The organism is Microbulbifer variabilis ATCC 700307, assembly GCF_000380565.1.
Lineage (GTDB): Bacteria > Pseudomonadota > Gammaproteobacteria > Pseudomonadales > Cellvibrionaceae > Microbulbifer > Microbulbifer variabilis.
In genome coordinates this window covers 402,806-427,581 of sequence record NZ_AQYJ01000028.1, presented here as the reverse complement: position 1 = coordinate 427,581, position 24,776 = coordinate 402,806, and the positions used below count along the sequence as shown (strand labels likewise).

Below are 24,776 nucleotides of genomic sequence, written 5' to 3'. Positions count from 1 at the left end.
GCTGAAGACAGCCCCTACTAAAAATACTCCTCTTATTTTAAAAGCGCGCACTTGCTCCAAAACGTAAGTAACGAGGAGTTTGATAAACCTGATTGATACCCCAATTCGGATCAGCAATCCCTGGACTCAATTCGGCAAATTCATATACTTCAGTCTCAGCATCTGCATCCAGAAGGTTAAAAATTTCAGCTCTTAATTCTAGATCAGCTAAACCAATTCGAGTAGTATAAACCAATGATAAATCTATTTGTTTAACCCAACCAGTTCGTCCACTACTGCCACGCTCTGCTTTTATCAAATTACCATCGGAATCCGTGAGATAATAAGTATCCCCATAGGAAGGAGTTCCATTAGGATGCCCCGCACCAAAAGAGTTAATAGGTCGCCCTGATTGCCAAAGTAGATTGACCCCTAAGAGTAGGCTTTCCATTATTTGATAATTACCATATATTTTAAACTTATGGGTACGATCATTAGGAAGAAAGCCATCGGCTCCATCCATTAACTCAGGGAAATCGAAGTCTTGAGTTATTCCCGCATCATCTTGTGCATTATCTGACTTTACATAACCCTCAGTATTCCCCTTACTTTCAGACCAGGTATAGCTCGCACTGATTCCCCAGACCCCATCAAATCCTCGCTTGGTCGAGACCTCCAACTCTTTATATTTTCGTTTTGCCTCAGGGTAAGCTAATAGCTCTGCAGGAAAAGTTGTCATCTCCAGCTCGCCAGTTCCGTACCTATCATAAGGTATAGTAATATCATTACCTGGATTAGCTAGTACATATCCATGAGCATCTCCAGTATGCTCATAACCCAGAGCATCAACAGCATGATCAATACTCACATCATCAATATGGGATTTCAAATCACGGTAAGTGGCCTTTAACCCAACAGTCCAATCACTGTTTAAAACCTTTTCATAACCAAAAATAATTTCATCCTGATACATCGGCTCTAGATCCCGATCCGATAGCTGCGCGCTATCAGGAACTTCGCCACTGGAAGTTATCTGAGTGGAGCCTATTTCTTCAGAGAGAGGGATACCATCGGTACCTACATTAGATGGAGCAACAGTGACGGGGTCATAATCCCCATCAAATATAAAGTAGCGCTGTATCCCTAATTCACCACCAGACAAACGCACATTGGTATTTGAGGCAATCGGCATAAAGTACCGCCCCCAATTACCAAACAAACGAGATTCACCATCGCCAAAGGGGTCCCAAGAAAAGCTTAGCCTGGGCGCCCACTGATCATCAATTTCAATAAATACATCTCCCTCACCGTTATAATTAGAAAAGGTCTCATTGCGAAGCCCTGCACTTATAGTAAGGGTGTCAGTGATATCCCAAGTATCCTCAATGTAAAATGCTTTAGACTCCACTTCAAAGTCACCTGACACTTCCCCCAGGCGATATCGAACAATGTGGACATCTGATCCATCCCCATGAATATCGGGAACGATCCCCCCATTTGATAGTTCTGCACCTGGCGTAAAAGTATAATATCTATAGTAGACACCTCCATCTGCTCGCAACCCAGTACCCGAATAAGTTTCTGCAGAACTTGAGGAGTTATTTTCTTGATCATAACCAAATCGTAAGGTGTGATCCCCTAAGACCCATTCAAAATCTATACGATCAGCAACGCGCTCATCACCACCAGTTTGAGGCCTGGCACTAGCCTCACAGCCAGGAAATGTAGAAGAATTCCCCGGTATTGCTCCATCACTTGTATCAACAACATATGGGCATTCTGTATCGGTAGTGCTCGTAGTGGTTAGGGAATATTCATTCTCACCATGGAGAAGTGATACACTAAAGTTATCAGTTATTTGCCCGTCGTATCGAACAAGCCAGTTTTCTCCTCCTCGCTCATCCCATACTGTACCTTTATATCCTTGATCATCCTTATTGTAAGGGTCATAGTTTAATTGCCTGTTCTCTCTGGTGCGCTCATCTGAGAAATGTACGTAGGAAAATATATGATTATCAGTAATATTCCAGGTTAAATTTACTCCCCAGAAATCATCACCAATCTCTCTATCATTGAAAGTACCCGGATCAGCCCTTGTTGTAAATTCTTCAATCGTTTCCTGTTGCTCATATAAGGCATAGAAAAATAGTTTATCAGGAACTATCGGCCCACTGACATAATAGTCAGTCGTATATCTTGATTTTTCGTTTTCGGAATTTAAATCATAAAGAGTGCCATCAGTGGATATTGTATTAGGACTAGTTGAGCGAAGGTCCGCAGGCTCGTAATAAGCAACCACTCCATATTCAAATTCATTACCTCCCCTTTTAGTAACAGCATTCAGTACCCCACCAAGTGAACGACCAAATTCAGCGCTATATCCCCCAGTTTTTATTTGAAACTGATCATAAAATTCAAAGGGGACTGAAGAACCACCAAGTCCATTTCGGAAATTTGTAACATTGAGACCATCAATATAATATGCATTTTCCCCTACAGAGGCGCCACCAAAAGAAATCAGATCCTTATCTTCCCCAAAGCCGGAATCCCCCAGAACTGTCCCAGGCGCCAACAAAGCTACCGATTCAATGTTACGAGAAACAGGCAGCATCTCTATATCAGCCAACCCAATATTAAGTGAGGATTCCGCTGTTCCCCTACGTATTTGCGGAGCTACCTCCCCAAAGACTACAACCTCTTCAAGATCACCCAGTGACAAAGGTATATCCAAGCTGGCCGAACTACCAATCGAGACTAAAACCTTCTCAATAACCGTAGGTTGATAACCACGTTTTTGCACCGTAACTTTATAGGCCCCACTGGGAAGGTTAACTCTGAAATCCCCATTCACCCCAGTAGATATTGTTCTTTTAAATCCATTTTTCTCATTCTCGATAATAATGGTGGCGTCAGTTATCTCAGCTCCATTATGTCCTAAAATTGAACCATCAATCGTTCCATTAACATTTCCTGCAGCTATGGCTTGACTGCCCAAAATCGACAGGCTAATAGATGCAGCTACTATTGTCTTCTTGAATAAGGTCATAAAGCCACCCTTTTTATTGTCAGTTTATTTATAATTTATCGGCTTTTATATCAGGCTCAAAATATCTACCCCGCTACCACAGCCTCCAATATCAAACCAAGTAGACGTTCCACTCCTTCTAAACAACCAGTTATAAACTCATCCGACCCATAGAAATCCTAAAATGGGATCAAAAGCAAACGTCCACTTTGAAGAGACTGAGACACACATTATTCCTTCATATTTTGTAAAACAATCTCTTTAGCTCTGCATTTGTTAGAAATCAGAGAGAATCACGCCAAGAACGTGCTAACCACTCAATAACCAAATAAAATAGATAACTGAAAATGTAATTTGTCCCAGAAAAATTAAAAAGACTCTGGAATTTATAAGCTTGATATGAAAACCCTAACAATCACCACAAATTAAAAATGATTATTTCTTATCAAATTAAAAAATTATTATTTACATCAAAATCAATACATTACTGGCAAGGTTGCTTACACAATATCTTCTTATTCAAAACCCAAATTTGATTTTGCAATCAAAGGATATATATCTTGACCAAGACTGATGAAAATAAAAAATTCTGCGGTAGGGTTAAAGTGATGAAGAGGCAAGATAAGAGGACGAGAAACCCGCCCTCTTGAAATATATTATTTGCGCAAGAACTCCAACATCCACTTGGCAACGACATTCTCATGGATATCATTTTGTAAAGAAGCCTGCCCCTTCTGCACAACTTCTTCGCCGAAAGCTTCCCGGCGCAACTCCATCAAGCTATTGGAATAGGGCTTTGTAAACTCTGGGTGAGCCTGAAAGCTGAGCATATGGTCATCCACTTGCAACATAGCCATAGGGCAAAAATCGCTGGAAGCCAGCACACGGCCGCCCGGGGGAAGCGCTTCAACTTGATCCTGGTGGGTAACCAACAAACTAAAGTTATTCAGCGGCTCAGACATCCAGGAGGGAGTTTCCTGCATCTCATAGGTATGCACTCCCAATCCCCAACCTTTGTCAGACTTGCGGGTTCTTCCTCCCAGAGCCTGAGCAATCAGCTGGTGTCCAAAGCAAATGCCAATAGTGGGCTTCTTTACATCGTGTAACTTGCGCACAAATTGCATCAGCGGCGGAATCCACTCTTTATCATCATAAACACCGGTTTTACTACCAGTGATCAGATATGCATCTACTTCATCTATCTGCTCCGGGTATTGACCGTGCTGTACCTCGTAGGTAGCGAACTCCAACCCTGAATCCTGACTGCGCAATAGCTCGGCAAACATCTCCGGATACTCGCCGAATTCGCCCACCAGCTCCTTGCGCACATCGTCGGTCTTTAACACTCCAATTTTCATTATTTCACCGCTGAGTTGACTGCTGAGTGTTGGGATTATGGCATATTCAAGAATGACAGGTCTCTTAAGCTGACCTGTTAAAAGACTGTCACAAACTCACAGTTTTGGTGACCGAAATAGAGGTGCCGTTTCTTTAAAACACCCTCCCCAGTGTATATCTGACTGGTGATTACCGATCCACCCGTAGGGAACATTCCCCCCTCAGGCATTCTTACCCAAAGGACTTTTGTGTATGATCGCGCCTTAGCACATTTTTCAGCCAATTATTCGGCTAACGGACGCTCCAGAGGCAATTAGGAGCAGCCGACACCAAAATGATTGAGGACAAACAATGACCACAACGACCTCCCCCAGCGATCAGCAGGATAGTTCGCCTGGGCGCAAGACGGCTTTTACTCGCTTCCTAGATGTAGTGGAGTGGCTTGGTAATCTGCTTCCCCACCCCATTACCCTGTTTGCACTTTTTGCCGTTGGGGTGGTAGTGCTTAGTGGCATAGCTTCCTACTTTGGCCTGTCCGTCGCCGATCCCCGCCCTGTGGGCGCAGCTGGCCGTGACCCAGATGGAGTCATTGAAGTCTTCAACTTGATGAGCGGTGACGGCCTTAGGATGATCGTCACCAGCCTGGTGAAAAACTTCACCGGCTTTGCCCCTCTTGGAACAGTATTGGTCGCTCTTCTCGGAGTAGGGATTGCTGAGCATTCAGGCCTGCTGAGTGCCGCAGTACGCGGCTTGGTATTGCAGGCTTCCAAGCGTACTGTCACAGTGATCGTGGTCTTCGCCGGTATTATCTCTAACACCGCCTCAGAACTCGGATATGTTGTGCTGATCCCTCTGGCAGCCATGATCTTCCACTCCCTGGGCCGTCATCCCCTGGCGGGTTTGGCTGCTGCTTTTGCCGGCGTCTCTGGTGGTTACAGCGCCAACCTATTACTGGGCACTGTGGACCCACTACTCTCAGGCATAACAGAATCAGCAGCCCATATGATTGACCCGACCTACAGCGTCGGTCCGGAAGTAAACTGGTTCTTTATGATCGTCAGTACTTTCCTGATTACCCTTGTCGGCAGCTGGGTCACAATGGCAATCGTAGAACCCAAGCTGGGTAAGTATGACCCAAATGAAGCTTCGGTAGATTTAAGCCAGGACAAGCTGGGCACTTTGACCGATGACGAGAAACGGGGACTTAAATACGCGGGTCTCGCTGTCTTAGCCGTTTCCGCTCTATTTGCTCTTTCTGTTGTACCTGAGTGGGGAGTTCTGCGTAACCCGGAAACCGGCTTGGTAGCCGGCTCCCCATTCCTGAAAGGTATTGTATCCCTGATCCTCGTCTTCTTCGCCATCCCTGGCTTTGTTTACGGCAAAGTGGTTGGCACCATGAAGAATGACCGCGATGTGATCGATGCCATGGCCAAGAGCATGAATAGCATGGGCATGTATATCGTGCTGGTGTTCTTCGCAGCACAATTTGTTGCCTTCTTTAAAGTCACCAATCTCGGTACTATCTTTGCTGTACTGGGCGCCGACGCTTTACAGAGCATTGGCCTGACCGGGCCACTGCTGTTCCTGTTCTTCATCATGATGTGCGGTTTTGTAAATCTGATGCTCGGTAGCGCATCTGCCCAATGGGCTGTAACCGCCCCGATCTTTGTACCCATGTTGATGCTGCTCGGTTATGCCCCCGAAGTTATTCAAGCGGCCTATCGTATCGGTGACTCTGTGACAAATGTGATTACGCCAATGATGAGCTACTTTGGCCTAATCATCACCTTCGCCGCCCGCTACAAAAAAGACCTAGGCATGGGCACCTTGATCGCCACTATGATCCCCTACTCTATTTTCTTCTTTATCGGTTGGACTGCCCTCTTCTACATTTGGGTTTTTGCCCTGGGCCTCCCTGTTGGTCCAGGAGCCGCAACCTATTACGGCGGCTAAACCATACACTCCAGAGCCCGCCCTATGCGGGCTCTTTTTTTTTTACAACCCTTTGTCCTAATCCTAACTACAGCCACCAAAGAAAGTACGTATGTCCCAATTTCGGGCGGGCAAGGCTTCTTGCAGAGAACATATTTAACGAAAATCGATTTCTGACAAATTTTTCTGAAAAACTATTATTCCCAATCGCTTAGTCGCCATAAAACAAAAAATGCATTTATAAGAATTTAAGGAATATTTTTCTTAAATGACCAAGCATACGGGTATTTTTTTTCATTAGGCGACAAGGTTTAAATCCACATATCGATTAACAGTCTTCAAAAGACCTAAAAAAAACAAGTAATATAGATACTTGTAATAACGTTAAGCGGAGATCAATACGCGGATTATCGCCACCAGCGCCTTGCCCTGATCGAACTATCATTCACTATCCGCTCAGGATGAGCACCATGGTTGTGCCCTGCACTGACCTTATTCTTATAAGGCAGTGACTGTTATTGCCCATCCATCCATTGACATATCCGGACGTCAAAACAGAGCAGACTTCCGCCGACAAGATTGTCCTTATAACAGACACAGTAATAACCCTTAGAAGAAAACCATAAATAACGTGCCACAAGGCTCCGTTTTTTATTATCCCTGGGTTCTGCTAACAGTCGTTTCACTAACGCCAGATTGAATTATTTAACTCGGAACAAGTTCATAACGTCATTTATCCGAGTGGTATACAGGATTCTAAGAAATTGACTCAACAAATAAGAACTACGCTGTTAACGGGCTTTTATGAGTTGGTGAGCCAATTTAATGGCAGCCCTGAGGCCTTGCTAATAAATGCCCGAATAAATCCCCAGCAAGTTGAAAGCCTTGAGGGTTACCTACCCTTGAGATCCGTAAACGACCTGATGAACAGAGCTACGCATCAACTCAACTGTGCAGATTTTGGACTGCGCCTTGCTTACAGCCAGGGGGCGGCTGCATTGGGATCGCTGGGAGCAGCGGTACTGCAGTCCCTAACTTTGGGGGAGTTCCTCAACGCAGCAATTAGGCAGCTCGGAGAGCCACCCTATAACCTGCGTGTGGAACTTCAGAAAAAAGGCAAACACACATATCTTTATTTTTATTGCATAGACGACCTCCAAACAGAGGAGCGGGGAGCCCCCGCTTTTGACCTGGAACAGTGCCGAGAATTTCTCCTCGGGGTCTCCATGGTCGCATTACAGAATCTTTGCGGAGAAAACTTCCAATTGGAAGCCGTGCATCTGCAAACAGAGCGCCCCCTGCATGACCAGTATGAAAATTTCTTCGGTGTCCCGATACACTTTGGGCGGGAAAAAGATGCACTTATCCTGAGCAGTAGCTCCCTATTACACCCCACTGAAAAGTGTAACCCGAGCCTACGTCCACTGCTAAAGACATATATTGAAGAGCTCCTACAACAGGGGGAAGCCAGTCTGATAGAGCAAGTGCAGCAGCTTATTTATTGCCTGATGCCGCTGAAGCGTTGCAGCCTGCAAGAAGTTGCTAACCAACTTGGCATGCACAAGCGCACCCTGCAAAGGAGGCTGCGTGACCGCAATCTCGTATTTGAAGATTTACTGGATCGCATTCGCCGTGAGCGTGCCGAATACTACTTGAGTACCAAACAGCCGCCCATGTCACAGATATCCAATATGTTGGGATACCGTGAGCAGAGCTCTTTCAACCGCGCCTGTTATCGTTGGTTTGGAACCACGCCGATGCGTGTGAGACGCCAAATGATAGCCAGCATCGCTGCCAGAGAAGTAGCAGAAACCGAGTAATTGGACCCTTCACCAAAAATGGCAGGGTGCTTATTGTGATAACATCACCCTGTCGGCCTCAGCGCATTAAGCTGTAAATATATAATCAGTAGGTGCTAATAATCAAAACCAGTTGGCTCAATCCTTACCCGCAAGGTTTAGGCCTATGCCTGCAGTTGCTTCATTACCATTCAATACCTTTACGTGCTGCGAGACCACTAGCAAAGGCATGCTTTTCCGCGCGCATTTCACTAACGGTATCCGCAATATCCCTCAAATATTGTTTAGCTCCACGGCCGGTAATAATAACTGACTGTTCCTTGGGGCGATCCCGTATAGCTGCCAATACTTCAGCCTTATCCAGCCAGTGAAAATTTAATGCATAGGTCAATTCATCCAAAACAACCAAGTACACGCTTTCATCACGCATGGCCATCAACCCCTTCTCCCATAGCGCTTGTGCTGCGGCCTTATCTGCATCAAAGTTCTGGGTTTCCCAGGTAAAGTCCGTACCCATCTGGTACCACTGCAAAGGGCGGGAAGATCCCATCAATAAATTCTTCTCCCCGCACTCCCAAGTACCTTTTATAAACTGTATGACCACCGTAGAGAAAGCATAACCCAGAGCCCTTGTTACCAACCCCATAGCTGCTGTGGTTTTACCTTTACCATCACCAGTATATAAAATTACAGTTCCACGCTCATCCTGCGCTCTAGATACCGTCTCATCAACGATCTGCTTGCGATTCCGCATACGCTCCTTGTATTGTCTACTTTCATCCTGAAATTTAGAGCTCATAAAAAAACCAATAAATATTTAGGCACATAACTATGTAAACAAATTGATAGCAATATTTAAGTCAACTTAAGAAAACTCAAAATGAAACCCCAAATCAAAGTGTCCTGCCATAGTACATGATGCCCACCTTCAAAAATTCCCAGGCGAGATTCATTTATTTGCTGGAATAAAGCCTTCTGGTTTTCAAAAGGAGCGATTCTGTCATAGCGACCACCACAAATAAGTGTCCCAACCCTGAGCTCAGGCAAGCGTTCAAAGGTATCATGTCCCTTTCTTGCCTGGAGCTGTCGAGAACGGCATAAAGCCCCTTCCGGCTTATTTATAGAAATCTCACAAACTTGCTTGTAGTAATTCCGCAGAGGTGTGTAGAGCGCCGTTTCTATTTGTTCATTATTGGAACTCGGCATACGGCTATCTCCAGCCGAGATGAAAAAGTTAACTTTTTCCTCGACGTTCATTGCTTCGATATCATATTTATGGAGAGGAAATGAAGCTCCTCCCGGCCCCCCAGAACTGGTGACTATCAAAACGAGTCTCTGCACAGCTTGTGGATAGAGAAGCGCAAACTCCTGCAATACCATTCCACCAAAAGATTCGCCAATAAACAGTGCATCCTGCCAACCTATATGCTCCATTAAACGCTTGAGATCCTGGGCATAGTCAAACATCGTAGGAGACGCATCGGGAGAATTGGATTGCCCAATTCCTCGTGGATCAAAACTCAGTATTTCAAAATGTCGTGCCAATGGAGAATCAAATACAGTCGGATGTACTCTGAGATCACTGAGAGTACCGGGATGGAATACCAGGCGAGGACCATTCCCGCGAAGCTCAAAGTACAGGCTCACGCCATCCTGGCTAAATACCGACATACAGTTCCACCATCAAATACCAGATAGCTGTAGTAAGAATAACTACAAAGGTATAGTTCAGCAGCAGAAAGTGAGTGACAAAGAGATTCACCTTAATCCCAATAAATAGGGAAATGGCACCTTTTCCGGGTGAAAAGGAAGAAAGGCCTGAAATAGCAGCTATAAACCACTTCACCTCATTTTTATAAATTTACCTGCTCTCCACCATATACACACCAGAATCGGTAATGAAGCCGATGTGAGACTTTCCACTTTTACTGCGACGTGAAATGGCTGGCCACTATAAAGACAGACTGGATTCTGTTTCAAAAATATTAACGAGCCTCCTTTACCCAAATAAAGTGAAACATCCACTACTGGGTAACAAAGCAACAGCAAGTATGATAGCGCGACAGTCCGACCATAATGAACAGGCCGGTCAAACACGCGGTTAAACATGAAGCTCTACCTGGTACCAGCGCCCTTGCTTACTTCCACATTTCTTTACATAAATTCCACATTCCTTACGCATTCCTGAACTATGTTGGCTCTCATCGGTTAGTGAAAAAAGCCTCCTTCCCAAGATAAGGCTCCACACCAGTTATGAAATACTGATAGCAACAATCCACTCAGTCGAATCCAAAAAGGAGAGCACTGTGAATAAAATTCTGATTCCCATCGCTATGCTAGCCATCGCCTCTACAGCAACGGCACAACCTCGCAAACCGCCTCAGGAGGCCTTTGATGCATGTAATGAAATGTCGGAAGGGGATTCCTGCACCGTTGAAACTCCACGAGGTACATTGGAAGGCACTTGCCGTATCCCTCCCAGGGAAGAGCAACTGGTCTGCGTACCGGCAAAAATGGAGGGCCACAGACCGCGCAGGGACAAAGAAGCGGATTCCGAATAAATTTTCCGATCTGTCAGGGGCCGTGCAGTTTTAGGTTGTCGTATGAAAAAGTGGTTATTACTAACTCTTGTCTTTGTTGCCCCGACTGCTCTAGGTCATTTACCAGAAACAGCAACTGAAGCCTGCCATAGCCTCACTCCCGGTGCCAGTTGTGCTGTCGGGCATAGTATTGGCCAGTGTTTTAACTTAACAGAGTCCCAGACACTCATCTGCCTACCGGAGAGATTGAATATTGCCCAGGCCCCCTCCAAAGACCGTATTGCAGGCAGACCTCCCACTCGCAAACACCTAGCAATACAGTCAGATGGGTTGCAAAGCACTGTTCCTGCAAATCGTACGCCTATCGCCTCCAGTGTGGTGACGGTGTCTGTGCAGGGCCCCTGGAGAGTGATTGAAGCCAATGGTATCTCAACCCATAAAACAGGCGCTTTTCCCAACGCAGGTAATCCACACAGAATTGAAACCCAGCGCTATAAATACAGAATTCCAGCCACCCCCAAAGTGGCAGCACAAGTCACACCCGTCACACTGCAGAATTTCGGCATCGGCATTAACGGTGTGCCTTTTGATCCAAGTGCAGCAGAATGGTATCTGGGTAATCGTGGCCCTTGGCGATATGAAGCGTTATCAGGTGCAGTCTCCTTAGGTGTGGATGATAACTTTGCGCATGTGCAGCCTAGCGGAGCCTACCACTACCACGGCCTGCCGACCGGACTTCTGGCACGCTTGCAAGTAACCTCTGAGCACCACTCACCGCTAATTGGTTGGGCTGCAGATGGCTTCCCAATTTATGCCTTGTACGGTTTTCAAGATGGCCAAAATAGTGAATCCGGTATCGCAAAAATGCGGTCCAGTTATCAAGTGAAAGCTGGGCAGCGTCCTGCTGGCAGCAATCAGCCAGGCGGTTACTATGATGGTACTTTCGTAGCTGACTACGAGTATGTGGAAGGCTCAGGCTCCCTTGATGAGTGCAACGGCCGTTTCGTGCGCTCCCCCAACTTTCCCGAGGGCACCTACGCCTACTTCCTCACTGAAGAATGGCCAATTATTCCGCGCTGCTACAAGGGTACGCCTTCAGAAGATTTTCGCCGGGGCCCACAGAGAACACCCCGCGACAGAGGAGCGGGAAGGAGATTCGGCTGACTCAACCAAACCTGCCAATTTATTTAAACAATACGTTTAAAGGCGATCGCTAACCGGGTAACAGTTGAATCAACAGCAGTTTCTCCTCAAACAACAAATTACAATGATTTGCTGAAAAAATTTAGCAGTTTCAGCTCATATCTATAACGGAAAGGGCTTCCGCCAGAGTTTTTACCGAGTGCATTTCCATCCCCTCGATATCATTTTTTAAGCGGTTTGCGGCGGGCACTATCGCCTTGCGGAAACCGTGCTTGGCCGCTTCACGCAAACGCTCCTGGCCTGAAGGCACAGGTCGAATCTCGCCAGACAGGCCCACTTCACCGAACACCACCAAATCTCGGGGCAGAACGCGGTTACGGAAACTGGAAACCACAGCCAATAACAAAGTCAGATCAGCACTGGTTTCCATGACCTTAACCCCACCTACCACATTGATAAATACGTCCTGGTCGCCCACCAATACACCACCATGTCGGTGCAGCACTGCCAACAACATGTTCAAACGGTTTTGGTCGAGCCCCACCGCCACACGGCGCGGATTACCCAAACTGCTGTCATCCACTAACGCCTGCAACTCCACCAAAAGTGGGCGAGTACCCTCCCAAACAGAAGTTACCACCGAACCCGCGGCGATTTCCTCTGCGCGCTGCAAAAAAATAGCGGAGGGGTTGGAGACTTCTTTAAGACCCTGTTCGGTCATAGCGAACACCCCCAGCTCATTGACCGCACCAAATCGATTTTTGTGCGCGCGCAAAGTGCGGAAACGGGAGTCGTGAGTACCTTCAAGTAAAATGGAGCAATCGATAATATGCTCCAGTACTTTGGGGCCGGCGAGGCTGCCATCTTTCGTGACGTGGCCCACAAGAATCAGTGCCGTGCCGGTTTGCTTGGCGTAGCGGGTCAGGTAGGCTGCACTCTCCCGTACCTGAGCTACCGAGCCTGGTGCGGACTGTACATCGCTCATATGCATGACCTGGATGGAGTCCACCACCATCACTTGCGGATTCACCTCCCTGGCCGCCAGGCAGATGCGCTCTACATCAGTTTCGCTAAGTAGTTGCAGGGAGTCTGTAGGCAAGCCCAGGCGCTTGGCCCGCATAGCCACCTGCTGTAAGGACTCCTCCCCGGTGATATACAACGCTGGCATGGAGATAGCCAAATGACACAGAGTTTGTAGTAGTACCGTGGATTTACCGGCTCCGGGGTGTCCACCAATCAGCACTACCGAGCCCGGCACCAGACCCCCGCCCAGCACACGATCTAACTCAGAGGCGGAAGTGGGAATTCGCGGTAATTCGCTCAGGTCAATTTCCGAGAGCTTTTGCACCTTGCCAGCACCAGCAGTGCCGGCATAGCCGCTCTGCGCATCGGTAAAATTGGCTGCACGGCTGTCCTTATGTTCAGGCCCAAGCCGTACCTCTGAAAGGCTATTCCAAGTACCACAGGCACTGCACTGCCCTGCCCATTTGGTGTAGTCCGCACCACATTCATTACATACATAGGCAGTTTTGCGTTTTGCGGCCAAGGTTATCTCCCGAACAGTTGCCCGAATAATTTGGCGTACAGTTTACCCCTTATCAGGGAACAACGGGCAGCGCTGAGCAGACATAAATGACTCACCTGTATCGGTCCAACGCAATGGCACTTACTTCCTTAATCTACGCCGTCTACGCGATTGATCTAGATCAATTCCCTGGGTCTCCACCGAGATAATATCCGCCGCTGCCTGTACCCACTAATGGGGAGGCATTCATTCACACTGACCAATCACCAAACAGGAAGTAAGCATGTCGTCTATTTCTCTTCGCGGCGCAATTCTAGCGCTCGCCTTGGCCTCGACCTCCGCCCTGGCAGCAGACCACGAAGTTAAAATGTTGAACCAGGGCAAGGATGGCATGATGACTTTTGAACCAGCCTTCCTAAGCGTTGCCTTGGGCGACACAGTAACTTTTCTTCCCACTGATATGGCCCACAACACCCGCTCCGTATTTTCCCCAGCAGAGGGCGCTTCCTGGAACGGCACTATGGGGGAAAAAGTGACTGTAACCCTGAACAAAGAGGGTGTTTACCTATACCAGTGTGACCCACATCTACCACTGGGTATGGTTGGGGTAATTCAGGTCGGCGAAGCCGGCAACCTTGAGGAGGCCAAGAAACACGCCGAAGGGATGAATGATCGTATTGCTGTAAATAAGGAGCGACTGCAACAGTACCTCGGCTTGGTGAAATAAGGAGAGCCGCGGCGTGGACATCCTATTTGAAAAAGGCCACCACCTGGTTGCGCGTTTCTGCGATCTGGTCAATGAGCAGAATGGCAGCGACGGCGTTCAGGCCAACCAGTTTGTAATTCGCCGCGGTACCAAGGGAGCGCTCATTGATCCCGGCGGCGATCTAACCTATACACCCCTGACTATCGAGCTCAGCCGCCACCTTAACCTGAGCGATCTTGAATACATTCTGGCCTCACACCAGGATCCGGATATTATCGCCTCGTTGCCGCGCTGGATGCTGCATTCCCGCTGTAAGGTGGCAGTATCAAAACTTTGGTCGCGCTTCTTGCCACATTTAGTATCTGGCTTCGTAGCCTCTCGGGCGGGCAGTGAGAAATGGCAGGACCGCATAGTACCGCTCAATGATAAAGGCGAAGTACTGCCTTTTGCCGATAGTGAAATCTGGGCCCTGCCCGCTCACTTTCTGCATTCATGTGGCAATTTCAGCTTCTATGATCCGGTTAGCCGTATCCTGTTTTCCGGAGATATTGGTGCCTCCCTCGGTGGCGAAGAGGGAGAGGTGTTAGATTTCGACACACATATCCCATCAATGGAAGGTTTTCACCAGCGCTATATGGGAGGCAATTGGGCCTGCCGGCTTTGGGCCAAGATGGTGCGTGAATTAAACCCGTCTATGATCGTGCCTCAGCACGGCGGCTATTTCTCCTCGGACGAAACCAAAAACCGATTCCTAGGTTGGCTGGAGAAGCTGGAGTGCGGCCCAGATCTATTGCGCCATCAAGATTTCCGCCTGCCCCTCGGCAAGTCCTGAACCCAGAGATATTGACTGGTGGCGCCTGCAACGCCACCAGTGTTTCACCTCATTAACCAACACCCCGGTCACTGTTGCGCCCCTAAGTGTCAGCTCATACACTGCGTCCCTGTACTTATTCAGGCCGAAGCCATGAACCCCGGATTTTTACGCTCACTGCTACTGATACTGCTCCTTGCCTTTGCCGGCTTGGCTTCGGCGGTACCTTGTATTGAGCGTGGTGAGGTAGCACCGGCCTTAATGAGCGCTGATTCCAACGAACAGAGTCACTGTTCCTCAGAGAAGCCTGACGACTGTAGCAATGAGCACGCCGGCAATTGCAGTATTGAGTGCGGCTGCTGTCCTGGGCTTGGCAATAACCTCGCTGCCCCTTCTGATAGCAAGCCCATTTTTATTACGCAGGGCTCATGTAATACAGCCTATTTCCGTTTCAACTCCCCTCCAGAGCCAGATACCGAGTTGCGACCTCCTATTCACTCCTGAATTGCAACAGGCACCACAGGGCTCTCCTGACCCAGACAATCCACCAGGAAATTTTTCACGCGCGAACAGATCTCCGCGTGCCCAGAGCCCCGTGCATTTTTCACATGACGCGTAATCAATTTTGAAAACAAGGAGACTCTCCATGTACCGAACTTTCCTGGCTGCTATAGCCTCTATCTTTATCCCCATGGCATTGAGCGCCTGTGCCGAGTCTATTGAATCACCGGCACAAAGCCCCAGCCTGACCACCTACAAGTCAGCCACTTGCGGTTGCTGCAAAGTCTGGGTTGATCACGCTCGGGAAACTGGCTTCGATGTGGTAGCGAAAGATGTCGATGACCTTAACAGCGTCAAAAAGCAGCATGGAATTGAACCCCGCTACCAGTCTTGCCACACCAGTGTGTCCAAGGAAGGCTATGTTTTCGAAGGGCATGTGCCAGCCAAAATGATTCACCAATTTTTGGAGAATCCACCGAAAAATGCCCTGGGGCTGGCAGTTCCCGGTATGCCCCTGGGAAGTCCTGGCATGGAGGTAGGCGATCGCTTTACCCCCTACCAGGTAATGCAAATAAACAAAGATGGCAGCAGCGTGGTTTATGCCGCGATTAACTCTGCCGGAGAACAGTTCTGAGGGCTGTCGATGACAAACCCCCCATGGTGTGGTGCGATCTCGCGCCGCACCTTTGTGACCGGCCTTACCGCCGGCGCAGCTCTATTAGGCTTATCTAGTCTTCCCCTCGCCGCCAGAACGAGGGTGCCTCCACCCACGATACTAAGTGGCGAGCATTTCTCCCTGAAAGTGGGCCAAAGACCGGTCAACTTCACCGGCCAACGACGCAACGCTATTTCAGTTAATGGTTCAGTTCCCGGCCCAGTTCTGCACTGGCGTGAAGGGCAAACTGTCACCCTGAATGTGTTCAGTCAGTTACCCAAGGATACTTCGATTCACTGGCACGGTATCAGAGTGCCGAGCAATATGAATGGAGTGCCGGGGCTCAATTTTCCTGGAATTAGGCCTGGGGAAAACTTTCGCTATCGTTTCAAGGTAAAACAAAGCGGCACTTACTGGTACCACAGCCACTCCAGCTTCCAGAGGCAACAAGGACTCTATGGAGCCATCGTCATTGATCCAATTGACGAAGACCCGGTGGCCTATGACCGGGACTATGTGGTGTTGCTTTCCGATTGGAGCGACGATTCCCCCCAGCGGATTTACTCTAACCTGAAGAAAGATGGCCACTATTACAACCGCCACCGCCGCCGCACCACCACAGATCTTTGGCGAGATGTACGCGCAAAAGGTATAGAGCAAACCTGGCGCGAACGTCATCCATGGAACTTCGCTGGCATATCTGATCGGGACGTATCTGATATCACCAGCGATACCTACAGCTACCTGATCAATGGACAAACCCCGGAGGACAATTGGACTGCCCTATTTGCCCCCGGAGAAAAAGTACGGCTACGTTTTATCAACGCCTCAGCCATGACAATCTTCGACCTGCGCATTCCTGGCTTGGATATGACAGTGGTCAGTGCCGATGGCCAGAATATTCAGCCTCTGCGGGTAGATGAGTTCCGCCTTGGCACCGGGGAAACCTACGATGTGGTAGTTAGGCCTAAAGAGGACAGAGCCTACACTCTGTTTGCCCAAGCGATAGACCGCGGTGGTTTCGCTCGTGGCACTTTAACGCCAAATCAGAAATTCACTGCCGAAGTTCCCTCCATGGACCCAATCCCAATACTTGATGAGCGCGATCTGGGATTCACTCCTGCCAGTGGCGCTAAAGCCGCCGGCAGACAGCCTTCCGCTGAAGAACACAGTGGCAAACTGGCCCCCGCCGGCCTGGGAAGCAATAGCTCTATCATTCACCAACCAACAGAAAAAGGTCATGGCGTAGCCCTGCGCGCGCTCACTCCAAAAAATGGAGTGTATGATCCCGGCGTGGGACTGCGTAAACATCAGCAGCGCTACAACCGCCGCGTACTTTGTTACGCGGATCTTCGCAGCCTCACTCCATCGTTAGGCCAACGCGAACCGCAGCGGGAACTGCAGTTACACCTCACCGGTAATCCAGCACGTTATCTATGGTCAGTTGATGGCGTTAAATATAGGAATGCCACACCGATACTATTAACCTATGGCGAGCGCATTCGTATCACTCTGGTAAACGACACTCTGCTCACCCAGCCCATGCACCTGCATGGTTTATGGAGTGAGCTGGAAACCGGCGATGGAGAGTACCTGCCACGCAAGCACACGGTGATAGTGCAGCCCGGCGCCAAAATCAGTTTTCTGGTAAATGCCGATACCCGAGGGCGCTGGGCATTACACTGCCAAATGCTCTATCGCGCTCACGGCATTTTCCGTGAGGTCCGTGTGGTATGAACCACCACACAATAATAAAAGCCACAACAACAGCCCTCATTGCCCTATGCTCCGAGCCGAGTTTTCAAGCAGCTTTAGCCCAAAATCAGGAAGATCTGCACCACAGCATCCAGTCTCGCTCCAACGAAACTACCGTTGGAGAAGGTAATGGCATCGCTGGGGAAGAAGATAAACCTACAGCCAAGTTCAGTTTCGACCAGTTCGAGCGGCGCGGCCAAAATGGCGCAGCAATTGAAGGGGATTTCAGTTATGGAGGCGACATTAATAAGCTGGTGCTGGAAATCGATTTCGAGCGGGGAGGAGGTGAAACAGAAAAAAATGAGCGATGGCTGGTCTACAGCCGCGCTATTTCCAAAAACTGGAATTTCCTCTCCGGCATACGTCACGACCTCCAGAGAGAGAGTACCAGCCGTAACTGGCTGGCGGTTGGTTTAATCGGAGAAACACCTTACTCATTAGAAATGGATGCGGTGTTATTTCTTGGGAAAAGTGGCAGCACAGCTTTCCGTCTGGAAGCGGAATATGAGGCCAAACTCGCAGAGAAAGTCACTCTGATTCCGCGCCTAGAACTGAATTTTTTCGGTCAAAATGACGAAATCGCCGGTAGTGGTACGGGATTATCTCAAGCAGAATTAGGTTTGCGCCTTCTCTATGAGATTCATCCCAAGTTTTCCCCTTATGTTGGGGTTCATCATGAGCGAGAAGTGGGCAATGCAGCGGACTTTGCCCGTGAAGAAGGAGAAAAAGTATATACTACCGTGTGGGTTATCGGTATTCGTGCTTGGTTTTAATCCCCACCCTACCAATAATTTCTTTCACAACAAACTACTGTTCGTCGAGAAAATTCAATAGACATTCTAAATAATTCATCATGGTAGTTTAAATACACGACATTTTCTTACTCATAGTGGATTAACAGACAGACCTCAGTAAAATCGAGAGTTTAGACAGGCAATATACTTATAATCATTATTAATTCCCTACAATTTACAAACCTAAAATCTGTAAATTATCAGCGTCATAAATATCTTTTGCGGTGGATGAACGAAAATTCCATATCAGACAAAATGAGGTTAAAAAGGGCTAAAGGTGTCGCACTTCAATCCTACAGCTCAGTGCCATATTCCTTCATCACACCTTTGCAAAGATTTTTTTGCACTCACCACCGTAGATTTAACTAGATATCTGACCCTCATATGGAAGTCCTGCCAAGATATAAGACAACCTCTTTCACATAAAGCACCAATAACACCAGTAATTATTTTTTTATTACTAATAGGAATGCAGCCTGCCAAAGGACAGTCTCAAGGAGATTTACATCACTCTATCCAGTACCGCTCCACACTGAATGATACGAACATAAGAGAAGACAAGCCGATAGCCAAGCTCAGTCTTGACCAATTCGAATTACAAGGCAATAACGGAGCCACCATCGAAGGTGACTTCAGCTATGGCACAGATGAAAGTAAGATATCAATAGAGGTTGATTATGAACGCACCAATGGAGAAACTGATGAAAATGAATTATGGGGAGTTTATAGCCGCTCAGTTTCTGCCAACTGGAATGTTCTTACCGGAATACGCCATGATTTTCAGTTAGAGAACACCAGCCGTAACTGGTTTGCCATTGGAGTTATTGGCGAAACGCCCTACTCTTTCGAAATGGATGCTGTACTTTTCTTTGGTAGAAGTGGTAGCACAGCCCTTCGTATAGAAGGGGAGTATACGTTCAAAATTTCAGAAAAAGTGAGCTTAGTACCACGTGCTGAGCTAGATTTCTTTGGGCAAAATGATGCGAGTGTGGACGGCGGTTCTGGTCTATCCGAAATAGAAATCGGCGTGCGCTTACGTTATGAAATTCACCCCAAGTTTTCCCCCTATATTGGCATTCATCAATATCGAAATACCGGTAATACGGCTGACTTTGAACGCGAAGAAGGAGAAATGGTATACGATACTGTATGGGTTCTTGGATTTAGGGCTTGGCTATAAGGCCGAAGAGTACTATTCTCCGAATGCCTAGTATCTACACTAAACCAATAAGCCCTCTAAAATCTCATCCTCACGAATATCCCAGCATCAACTCAAACCGCCCCACACTAAGTTGCTAGTAAGAAGAACTTTTAAGGGTACCCAAAGGAAATCAATAGACCAGAATACAGACAGCCAATTGACGCTCTAATCTACCTTAAATATTTCTCTAACTCCGATGCTGTATCCTACCGCGGGAACTCTTCAGTGATTTTCGTCATTGTATTTTTTCTTTGACAGTTTAAGGCAAGGGAAATTACGCGTCTCTTACCTGCGCGCGATTTGCTTCCAAGCAACGAAAGTCATCAATTGCTGGAAACCCAAAAAAACCTATAATACCACTATCAAAATAATCCTTAAAAGCTAAGCCTTTTTGTTATTTACAATACCTTTAAACACTCTGCCCGATAGCTTCAACAACATCGCTCGGCTCAATAGTCTAGGAAGTAAAACAAGCGTCCACTTTTGCTTACCCGAAAGCACATAACTTTTCTTTGCCAAGAATCCATTGATTCCAACCAGAGCAACGTGCTCAGCGGTTTCATATAAATTTTCATCAACGCTTACCTTATTATTTGCCACCTCAGCAAAATTTGTCTTGGTTCCACTGGGGCAGAGGCAGGTAACAGTGACTCCCGTTCCAAGCAGTTCATTATGTAGAGCTTCTGAGAAATTTAACACATAACTTTTAGATGCAGAATAAACCCCTGCATAGGGTACTGGCGTTAAAGCTGCACTGGAAGCCACATTGATAATCCCCCCTGTATTTCTTGACTTCATTTCAGGAAGGTATAAATAGCATAACTCAGTTAAGGTATTAATATTAAGCTGAAGTAAACTTCTGTATGTCTTCAAGTCAAAGTCTTGGAAATTCCCCCATTTACCGAATCCTGCATTGTTGACTAAGATATCTATTGCCAATCCCCGCGATTGGGTTTCGATATATAGTTTCTGTGCGGCACCTTCCACGCTTAAATCAATTTCAATAATATCCACTTTAACTGAATATCTCCCTTCAATCTTCCTGGCTATCTCCGATAAAGCCCTATAGTTACGGGAAACTAAAATGAGGTTCGCGCCTTTCTTTGCACATTCATAAGCAAAGGCTTCGCCGATACCAGAGGAGGCGCCGGTTATCAATACAACTTTTTTATCCATCTGTATGTTCCCCTTGTAAGAAATTCAACTGAATTGCCATAATCACGGTTGCACAACCAATTCAACCTGTCCTTCTGCAATAAACTTCCTCCACCAGGGAAGAGTCGGAGCCGGCATACGCACATCAACCGGGGCACCAATAATGGGGGTCAGGATCGCCGCCCCATGGGGTTCTGCAGCAGCTAGCGCTCGCTCTAGAGGTTCAAACCAATCATGCAGGGCAAGATCAAAAGTACTGTTATGGATGGGCACCATAGCGCGACCACGCAGATCCAGGTGAGCCTGCACACTCTCTTCCGGCATCATGTGAATTTCACTCCACAGATCGTTGTAGGCACCAGTTTCAATCAAGGTCAGATCAAACGGGCCCAAGCGCTCACCTATCTCCCGAAAACCACTGAAATAGCCGCTATCACCGCTAAAGAAAATTCGGGCATCGCGCCCGGCAATCACCCAGCTGGCCCACAGAGTCTTATCACGGTCAGTAAGGCCGCGTCCGGAAAAATGTTGAGCCGGAGTTGCAGTAAATTGCAAGCTGCCAACAGCATATGACTGCCACCAGTCAAGCTCGGTAATCTTGTCTGATGCAACCCCCCAGTCCCGCAAATAATTGCCAACCCCCGTGGGAACAAGAAATCGTTCTACTCTCTCATCCAGGATACGCACGCTGGCTTTATCCAGATGATCGTAGTGATCGTGGCTTATTATTACGACTTTTAGTGCTGGTAAGTCCTGCAGAGACAGAGGTAGCGGGTGAAAACGCTTCGGTCCCATCCACTGCACTGGTGAGGCTCGCTCACTGAATACCGGGTCAGTAAGCACGTATTCTCCATCAAGACGGATCAGTACTGATGAGTGTCCCAAACGATAGACTGTAGGCTGATTCTCGTTACTGGTAAGTACTTCCTTTGTAATCGGCTGCAGAGGAAGGGGCGCTTTCGGTAACGGCGCAGCCCTCTCTGCGCGAATGTAGGCACCGATAATCTCAACAACCTTACCCATCCCGGCTTTATAGTCGACTTCTGAGTTTTGAAACTTATTCGGCTGAGTAGCACAGCTGTTAAACAGACCAACGGACATACCTACCACTCCTAATAATAACCACCAGTGTTTTTTCATAGATACCACCAAGTAAACTATACAGTGCAGTTTATTGCCGAAAGATACAAAAGTAAACTAATTAGTGTAAAATTAATTGTGAAGTAAGATTCACCGCCAGGCGGATTTCCTAGTGCAATCAGAAGTACCGAGAGTCATATGAACGAAAAGAAGCCAACCAGAAGTGAGCTGAAGCGCCAGGCCATTATTGATGCCGCTAAACAAGCTTTTCAGGAACTCGGTGTTCAGGGTACCAGCATGGATGAATTGGCAGCCCGTGCTCAAGTATCCAAGCGCACTGTATACAATCACTTTGCCAGCAAGGAAGCGCTGGTTATGTTTTTGATTGGCGAACTCTGGCAGCAGGCAACCCAACCCCCTGGCTGCGAATACAATCCGAACAGCGACCTCCATACACAGTTGCGCGCCCTGCTCGAGTTGGAGATTAAAACCATCTGCAACCCCCAGTATATTGAATTGAACCGAATGGCTTTCGACTACTTCTTCCACCAACCGGAAGCCCTGCGCAAAGAGATGGAAAAGTTCAAAGCTAATGAAACCGGCGTACAGCGCTGGATAAAATCTGCTTTAGCCGATGGCCGTTTGAGGCAGCTGGATCTAGAGATCGCCAGCGGCCAGATACACAATTTGATAAAGGGAAGTTGCTTTTGGCCACAGCTGCTCCAGCTTTCTGGCCAACCGACCCCTACTGAGCAAGAAGCTCTGGCCGAGCGCACTACAGCTATGTTTTTGAGTCATTATCGAGCTTAAAAGGTATAGTGTTAAATATCAATGAAAGCACTTAGTTCCTCCTGGGTCCGCCTATAGAAATTATCTAACCCACTAATCGTAAAAATTTTAGTGGCTTAGTTTCTCGCTATTGAAGCAAGAGCAGGCGCTATGGCAGAAACCCGCTTCAATATAAATGTGGCACTGGAAGTTTCCCGAGATCTAAATTGATTATGAAAATTATTTCATTATGAACAACGGGAAGATAAGATATTGATATCAATAATTAAAATCAGCCTTTTCATGAAATAAATCTAGAAGCCCCTAAAATTCATAGTGGGAAAAATGTATTAACATTTCACCTAGATAAGGCCGCCTACTCCACCCACTACTAGATTAATAAACTTAGATACGGCCTATGTATTCGATATAAAGTTTCTACGAACAAAGGGAATAGACATATATGATCAGAGAGTACAAATTGAGTGACTTGAACATCATTTTAGATATTTGGTTAACAGCCTCGATCAATTCACACAGATTTATCTCTTCTGAGTTCTGGGAATCACAGCTGGAAGATATGCGCGATATCTATATCCCAAACTCAGAAACCTATGTCTTTGAGAGAGACAGAAAAGTAGCTGGGTTTTATTCCCTCAATGGTAGTTCATTGGCTGCAATCTTTGTTTATCCACACGTCCAGGGTCAAGGTATAGGAAAGCAACTTCTGTCTCATGCAAAGTCTCAACGGTCTCATCTGACACTCTCCGTCTATAAAGAAAATACACCCAGTTATCATTTTTATCTCTCTCAAGGTTTCCTACCAATAAAGGAACAGCTAGATAAACATACGGGACATATTGAATATCTAATGAGTAATAAAGCACAATAAGCCACCCTACTGTCTACCTTTTTTGAGCCTCACTTCGGATAGCTTCTATTTATTGCACCAATACGAAAAAAATGAAGCAATGACAAGGACGATGCTATGATTACACTTCCACAGTTAACAGAATTACTTGGCTGGGCATCAATAATCAATATTGCCTACCTTCTCCTGGCAACAATAGTTATTTCTTTTATGAATAAGTGGTTATCTTCTATTCATAGTAAGCTATTTAGATTAAAGGCTGGGGAGTTGAACTCCAAGTACTTTGACTTCCTAAGTATTTACAAAATCGTGACACTGGTATTTATCGTGGCGCCATATATCGCTCTGAAAATTATGGGTCAGTAATTATCCAAACAAACTGCCAAATTTCATTTAAACCTAAAGAACCAATAAAATGCTTACCACAGATCTAAAGTCAAAACTTGACGCGATATTCGACAAGCATGTACAGGCTGAACTTGCCGGCGATCTCGATGGAACCCTGTCCACTATGGCGCCCAATCCTCATATCGTAAATATACCAACCATGCTAGGTGGTCAAGGCCCTCAGAGCATCCGTACATTTTACTCCAAACATCTTATAGGGCAGTTTTTTCCACCCGATGTTACTTTCGAAACTATTTCTAGAACATACAGCGAAGAGCGACTCGTCGATGAGTTGATCATATCATTCACTCATACTATAAAGATGGACCACATGCTACCGGGAATTGAACCAACCGGAAGGCGAGTTGAAGTAATATTTATTGTTATTGTGGGCGTTGAAAATGACAAGGTAGCTTACGAGCATATTCTGTGGGACCAGGCAAGTGTTCTGGTCCAGCTTGGCCTATTAAACCCAGAAGGTCTTCCGGTTGTTGGCGCAGATGCCGTAGCAAAAATCAGAAATCCAGCCTTGCCGGATCCTTTTTTTAATGGCTCCTAAAAAATCAGTATTTGCGACCCATTCATTTCATGTTATAGATGTTGCTTATCTAAATTTTCCAGGTGTATTAGTTGAGCATTGAGCCTAGCCTAGCCTAGCCTAGCCTAGCCTAGCCTAGCCTATATTTTTATCTTAATATTCTTTTAGATATTATTTATTTTATATAGAGAGCTATTTTCAAATCATAAAATGTACCCCCCAATTTACTGGTAAATTCTGCGGTAGATTTTATTCATTAATGAAATAGAGCCA

General features: G+C 46.8%; 22 protein-coding genes. 15 read left to right on the top strand and 7 right to left on the bottom strand.

Annotation, left to right across the window (positions count from 1 at the left end):
* Window positions 1–37: 37 nt before the first annotated feature.
* Window positions 38–3,025: a TonB-dependent receptor gene (locus tag G367_RS0117625; RefSeq protein WP_020414486.1), complete on the bottom strand. Its 2,988-nt coding sequence runs from the start codon at window positions 3,023–3,025 to the stop codon at window positions 38–40.
* Between the two features lie 635 nt (window positions 3,026–3,660).
* Window positions 3,661–4,362 (bottom strand): GMP synthase, encoded by a 702-nt coding sequence (locus G367_RS0117620; RefSeq protein ID WP_020414485.1) that lies wholly within the window; start codon window positions 4,360–4,362, stop codon window positions 3,661–3,663.
* A gap of 331 nt (window positions 4,363–4,693) precedes the next feature.
* On the opposite strand from G367_RS0117620, the gene G367_RS0117615 reads away from it, so the two are divergent.
* Window positions 4,694–6,295, top strand: a complete 1,602-nt coding sequence (locus G367_RS0117615; protein ID WP_020414484.1) for an AbgT family transporter — start codon at window positions 4,694–4,696, stop codon at window positions 6,293–6,295.
* 743 nt (window positions 6,296–7,038) lie between these two features.
* Window positions 7,039–8,094, top strand: a complete 1,056-nt coding sequence (locus G367_RS0117610; protein ID WP_083922771.1) for a helix-turn-helix domain-containing protein — start codon at window positions 7,039–7,041, stop codon at window positions 8,092–8,094.
* Window positions 8,095–8,257: 163 nt separating this feature from the next.
* Here G367_RS0117610 and cobO read toward each other — a convergent pair whose 3' ends face one another.
* On the bottom strand, window positions 8,258–8,872 hold the full coding sequence (cobO, locus tag G367_RS0117605; protein ID WP_026305216.1) for a cob(I)yrinic acid a,c-diamide adenosyltransferase: 615 nt from the start codon (window positions 8,870–8,872) through the stop codon (window positions 8,258–8,260).
* Between the two features lie 56 nt (window positions 8,873–8,928).
* Complete coding sequence (locus G367_RS25305; protein WP_020414481.1) at window positions 8,929–9,744, bottom strand: alpha/beta fold hydrolase; 816 nt, start codon at window positions 9,742–9,744, stop codon at window positions 8,929–8,931.
* Window positions 9,745–10,379: 635 nt separating this feature from the next.
* On the opposite strand from G367_RS25305, the gene G367_RS24180 reads away from it, so the two are divergent.
* A complete protein-coding gene (locus tag G367_RS24180) occupies window positions 10,380–10,634 on the top strand; it encodes a hypothetical protein (protein ID WP_020414479.1) in 255 nt (84 codons plus the stop codon).
* 42 nt (window positions 10,635–10,676) lie between these two features.
* On the top strand, window positions 10,677–11,777 hold the full coding sequence (locus G367_RS24175) for a YHYH protein (RefSeq protein WP_020414478.1): 1,101 nt from the start codon (window positions 10,677–10,679) through the stop codon (window positions 11,775–11,777).
* A 130-nt stretch (window positions 11,778–11,907) separates the two neighbouring features.
* Here G367_RS24175 and radA read toward each other — a convergent pair whose 3' ends face one another.
* Window positions 11,908–13,302 (bottom strand): DNA repair protein RadA, encoded by a 1,395-nt coding sequence (gene radA / locus G367_RS0117580; protein ID WP_020414477.1) that lies wholly within the window; start codon window positions 13,300–13,302, stop codon window positions 11,908–11,910.
* Between the two features lie 262 nt (window positions 13,303–13,564).
* Here radA and G367_RS0117575 point away from each other — a divergent pair, with 262 nt between their 5' ends.
* The 7 genes from G367_RS0117575 to G367_RS24170 all read left to right on the top strand — a co-directional run bounded on the left by G367_RS0117575 (window position 13,565) and on the right by G367_RS24170 (window position 19,683).
* Entirely contained in the window at window positions 13,565–14,008 is a 444-nt protein-coding gene (locus G367_RS0117575) for a pseudoazurin (RefSeq protein WP_020414476.1), read from the top strand.
* A gap of 13 nt (window positions 14,009–14,021) precedes the next feature.
* Entirely contained in the window at window positions 14,022–14,819 is a 798-nt protein-coding gene (locus tag G367_RS0117570) for an oxygen-binding di-iron domain-containing protein (RefSeq protein WP_020414475.1), read from the top strand.
* A gap of 132 nt (window positions 14,820–14,951) precedes the next feature.
* A complete protein-coding gene (locus G367_RS0117565) occupies window positions 14,952–15,302 on the top strand; it encodes a hypothetical protein (protein ID WP_020414474.1) in 351 nt (116 codons plus the stop codon).
* A 142-nt stretch (window positions 15,303–15,444) separates the two neighbouring features.
* Window positions 15,445–15,933, top strand: a complete 489-nt coding sequence (locus G367_RS0117555; protein ID WP_020414472.1) for a DUF411 domain-containing protein — start codon at window positions 15,445–15,447, stop codon at window positions 15,931–15,933.
* A gap of 9 nt (window positions 15,934–15,942) precedes the next feature.
* Window positions 15,943–17,691 (top strand): copper resistance system multicopper oxidase, encoded by a 1,749-nt coding sequence (locus G367_RS0117550; RefSeq protein ID WP_020414471.1) that lies wholly within the window; start codon window positions 15,943–15,945, stop codon window positions 17,689–17,691.
* A complete protein-coding gene (locus tag G367_RS0117545) occupies window positions 17,688–18,482 on the top strand; it encodes a copper resistance protein B (RefSeq protein WP_020414470.1) in 795 nt (264 codons plus the stop codon). The genes G367_RS0117550 and G367_RS0117545 overlap by 4 nt, the downstream gene beginning before the upstream one ends.
* A gap of 298 nt (window positions 18,483–18,780) precedes the next feature.
* Window positions 18,781–19,683 (top strand): copper resistance protein B, encoded by a 903-nt coding sequence (locus tag G367_RS24170; RefSeq protein ID WP_245556714.1) that lies wholly within the window; start codon window positions 18,781–18,783, stop codon window positions 19,681–19,683.
* Window positions 19,684–20,085: 402 nt separating this feature from the next.
* Here the strand turns inward: G367_RS24170 and G367_RS0117535 are convergent, their stop codons facing one another.
* A complete protein-coding gene (locus G367_RS0117535; protein ID WP_020414468.1) occupies window positions 20,086–20,880 on the bottom strand; it encodes an SDR family NAD(P)-dependent oxidoreductase in 795 nt (264 codons plus the stop codon).
* A 42-nt stretch (window positions 20,881–20,922) separates the two neighbouring features.
* Window positions 20,923–21,960: an MBL fold metallo-hydrolase gene (locus G367_RS0117530; protein WP_020414467.1), complete on the bottom strand. Its 1,038-nt coding sequence runs from the start codon at window positions 21,958–21,960 to the stop codon at window positions 20,923–20,925.
* Between the two features lie 177 nt (window positions 21,961–22,137).
* Here G367_RS0117530 and G367_RS0117525 point away from each other — a divergent pair, with 177 nt between their 5' ends.
* The 4 genes from G367_RS0117525 (at window position 22,138) to G367_RS0117510 (ending at window position 24,524) form a co-directional block, all read left to right on the top strand.
* Entirely contained in the window at window positions 22,138–22,749 is a 612-nt protein-coding gene (locus G367_RS0117525; protein ID WP_020414466.1) for a TetR/AcrR family transcriptional regulator, read from the top strand.
* Window positions 22,750–23,170: 421 nt separating this feature from the next.
* The gene (locus G367_RS0117520) at window positions 23,171–23,599 is read left to right on the top strand and encodes an N-acetyltransferase (protein WP_020414465.1); all 429 of its coding nucleotides are present in this window, start codon (window positions 23,171–23,173) and stop codon (window positions 23,597–23,599) included.
* A 96-nt stretch (window positions 23,600–23,695) separates the two neighbouring features.
* A complete protein-coding gene (locus tag G367_RS27005) occupies window positions 23,696–23,944 on the top strand; it encodes a DUF6868 family protein (RefSeq protein WP_020414464.1) in 249 nt (82 codons plus the stop codon).
* Window positions 23,945–23,993: 49 nt separating this feature from the next.
* The gene (locus G367_RS0117510; protein ID WP_020414463.1) at window positions 23,994–24,524 is read left to right on the top strand and encodes an ester cyclase; all 531 of its coding nucleotides are present in this window, start codon (window positions 23,994–23,996) and stop codon (window positions 24,522–24,524) included.
* Window positions 24,525–24,776: the final 252 nt, after the last annotated feature.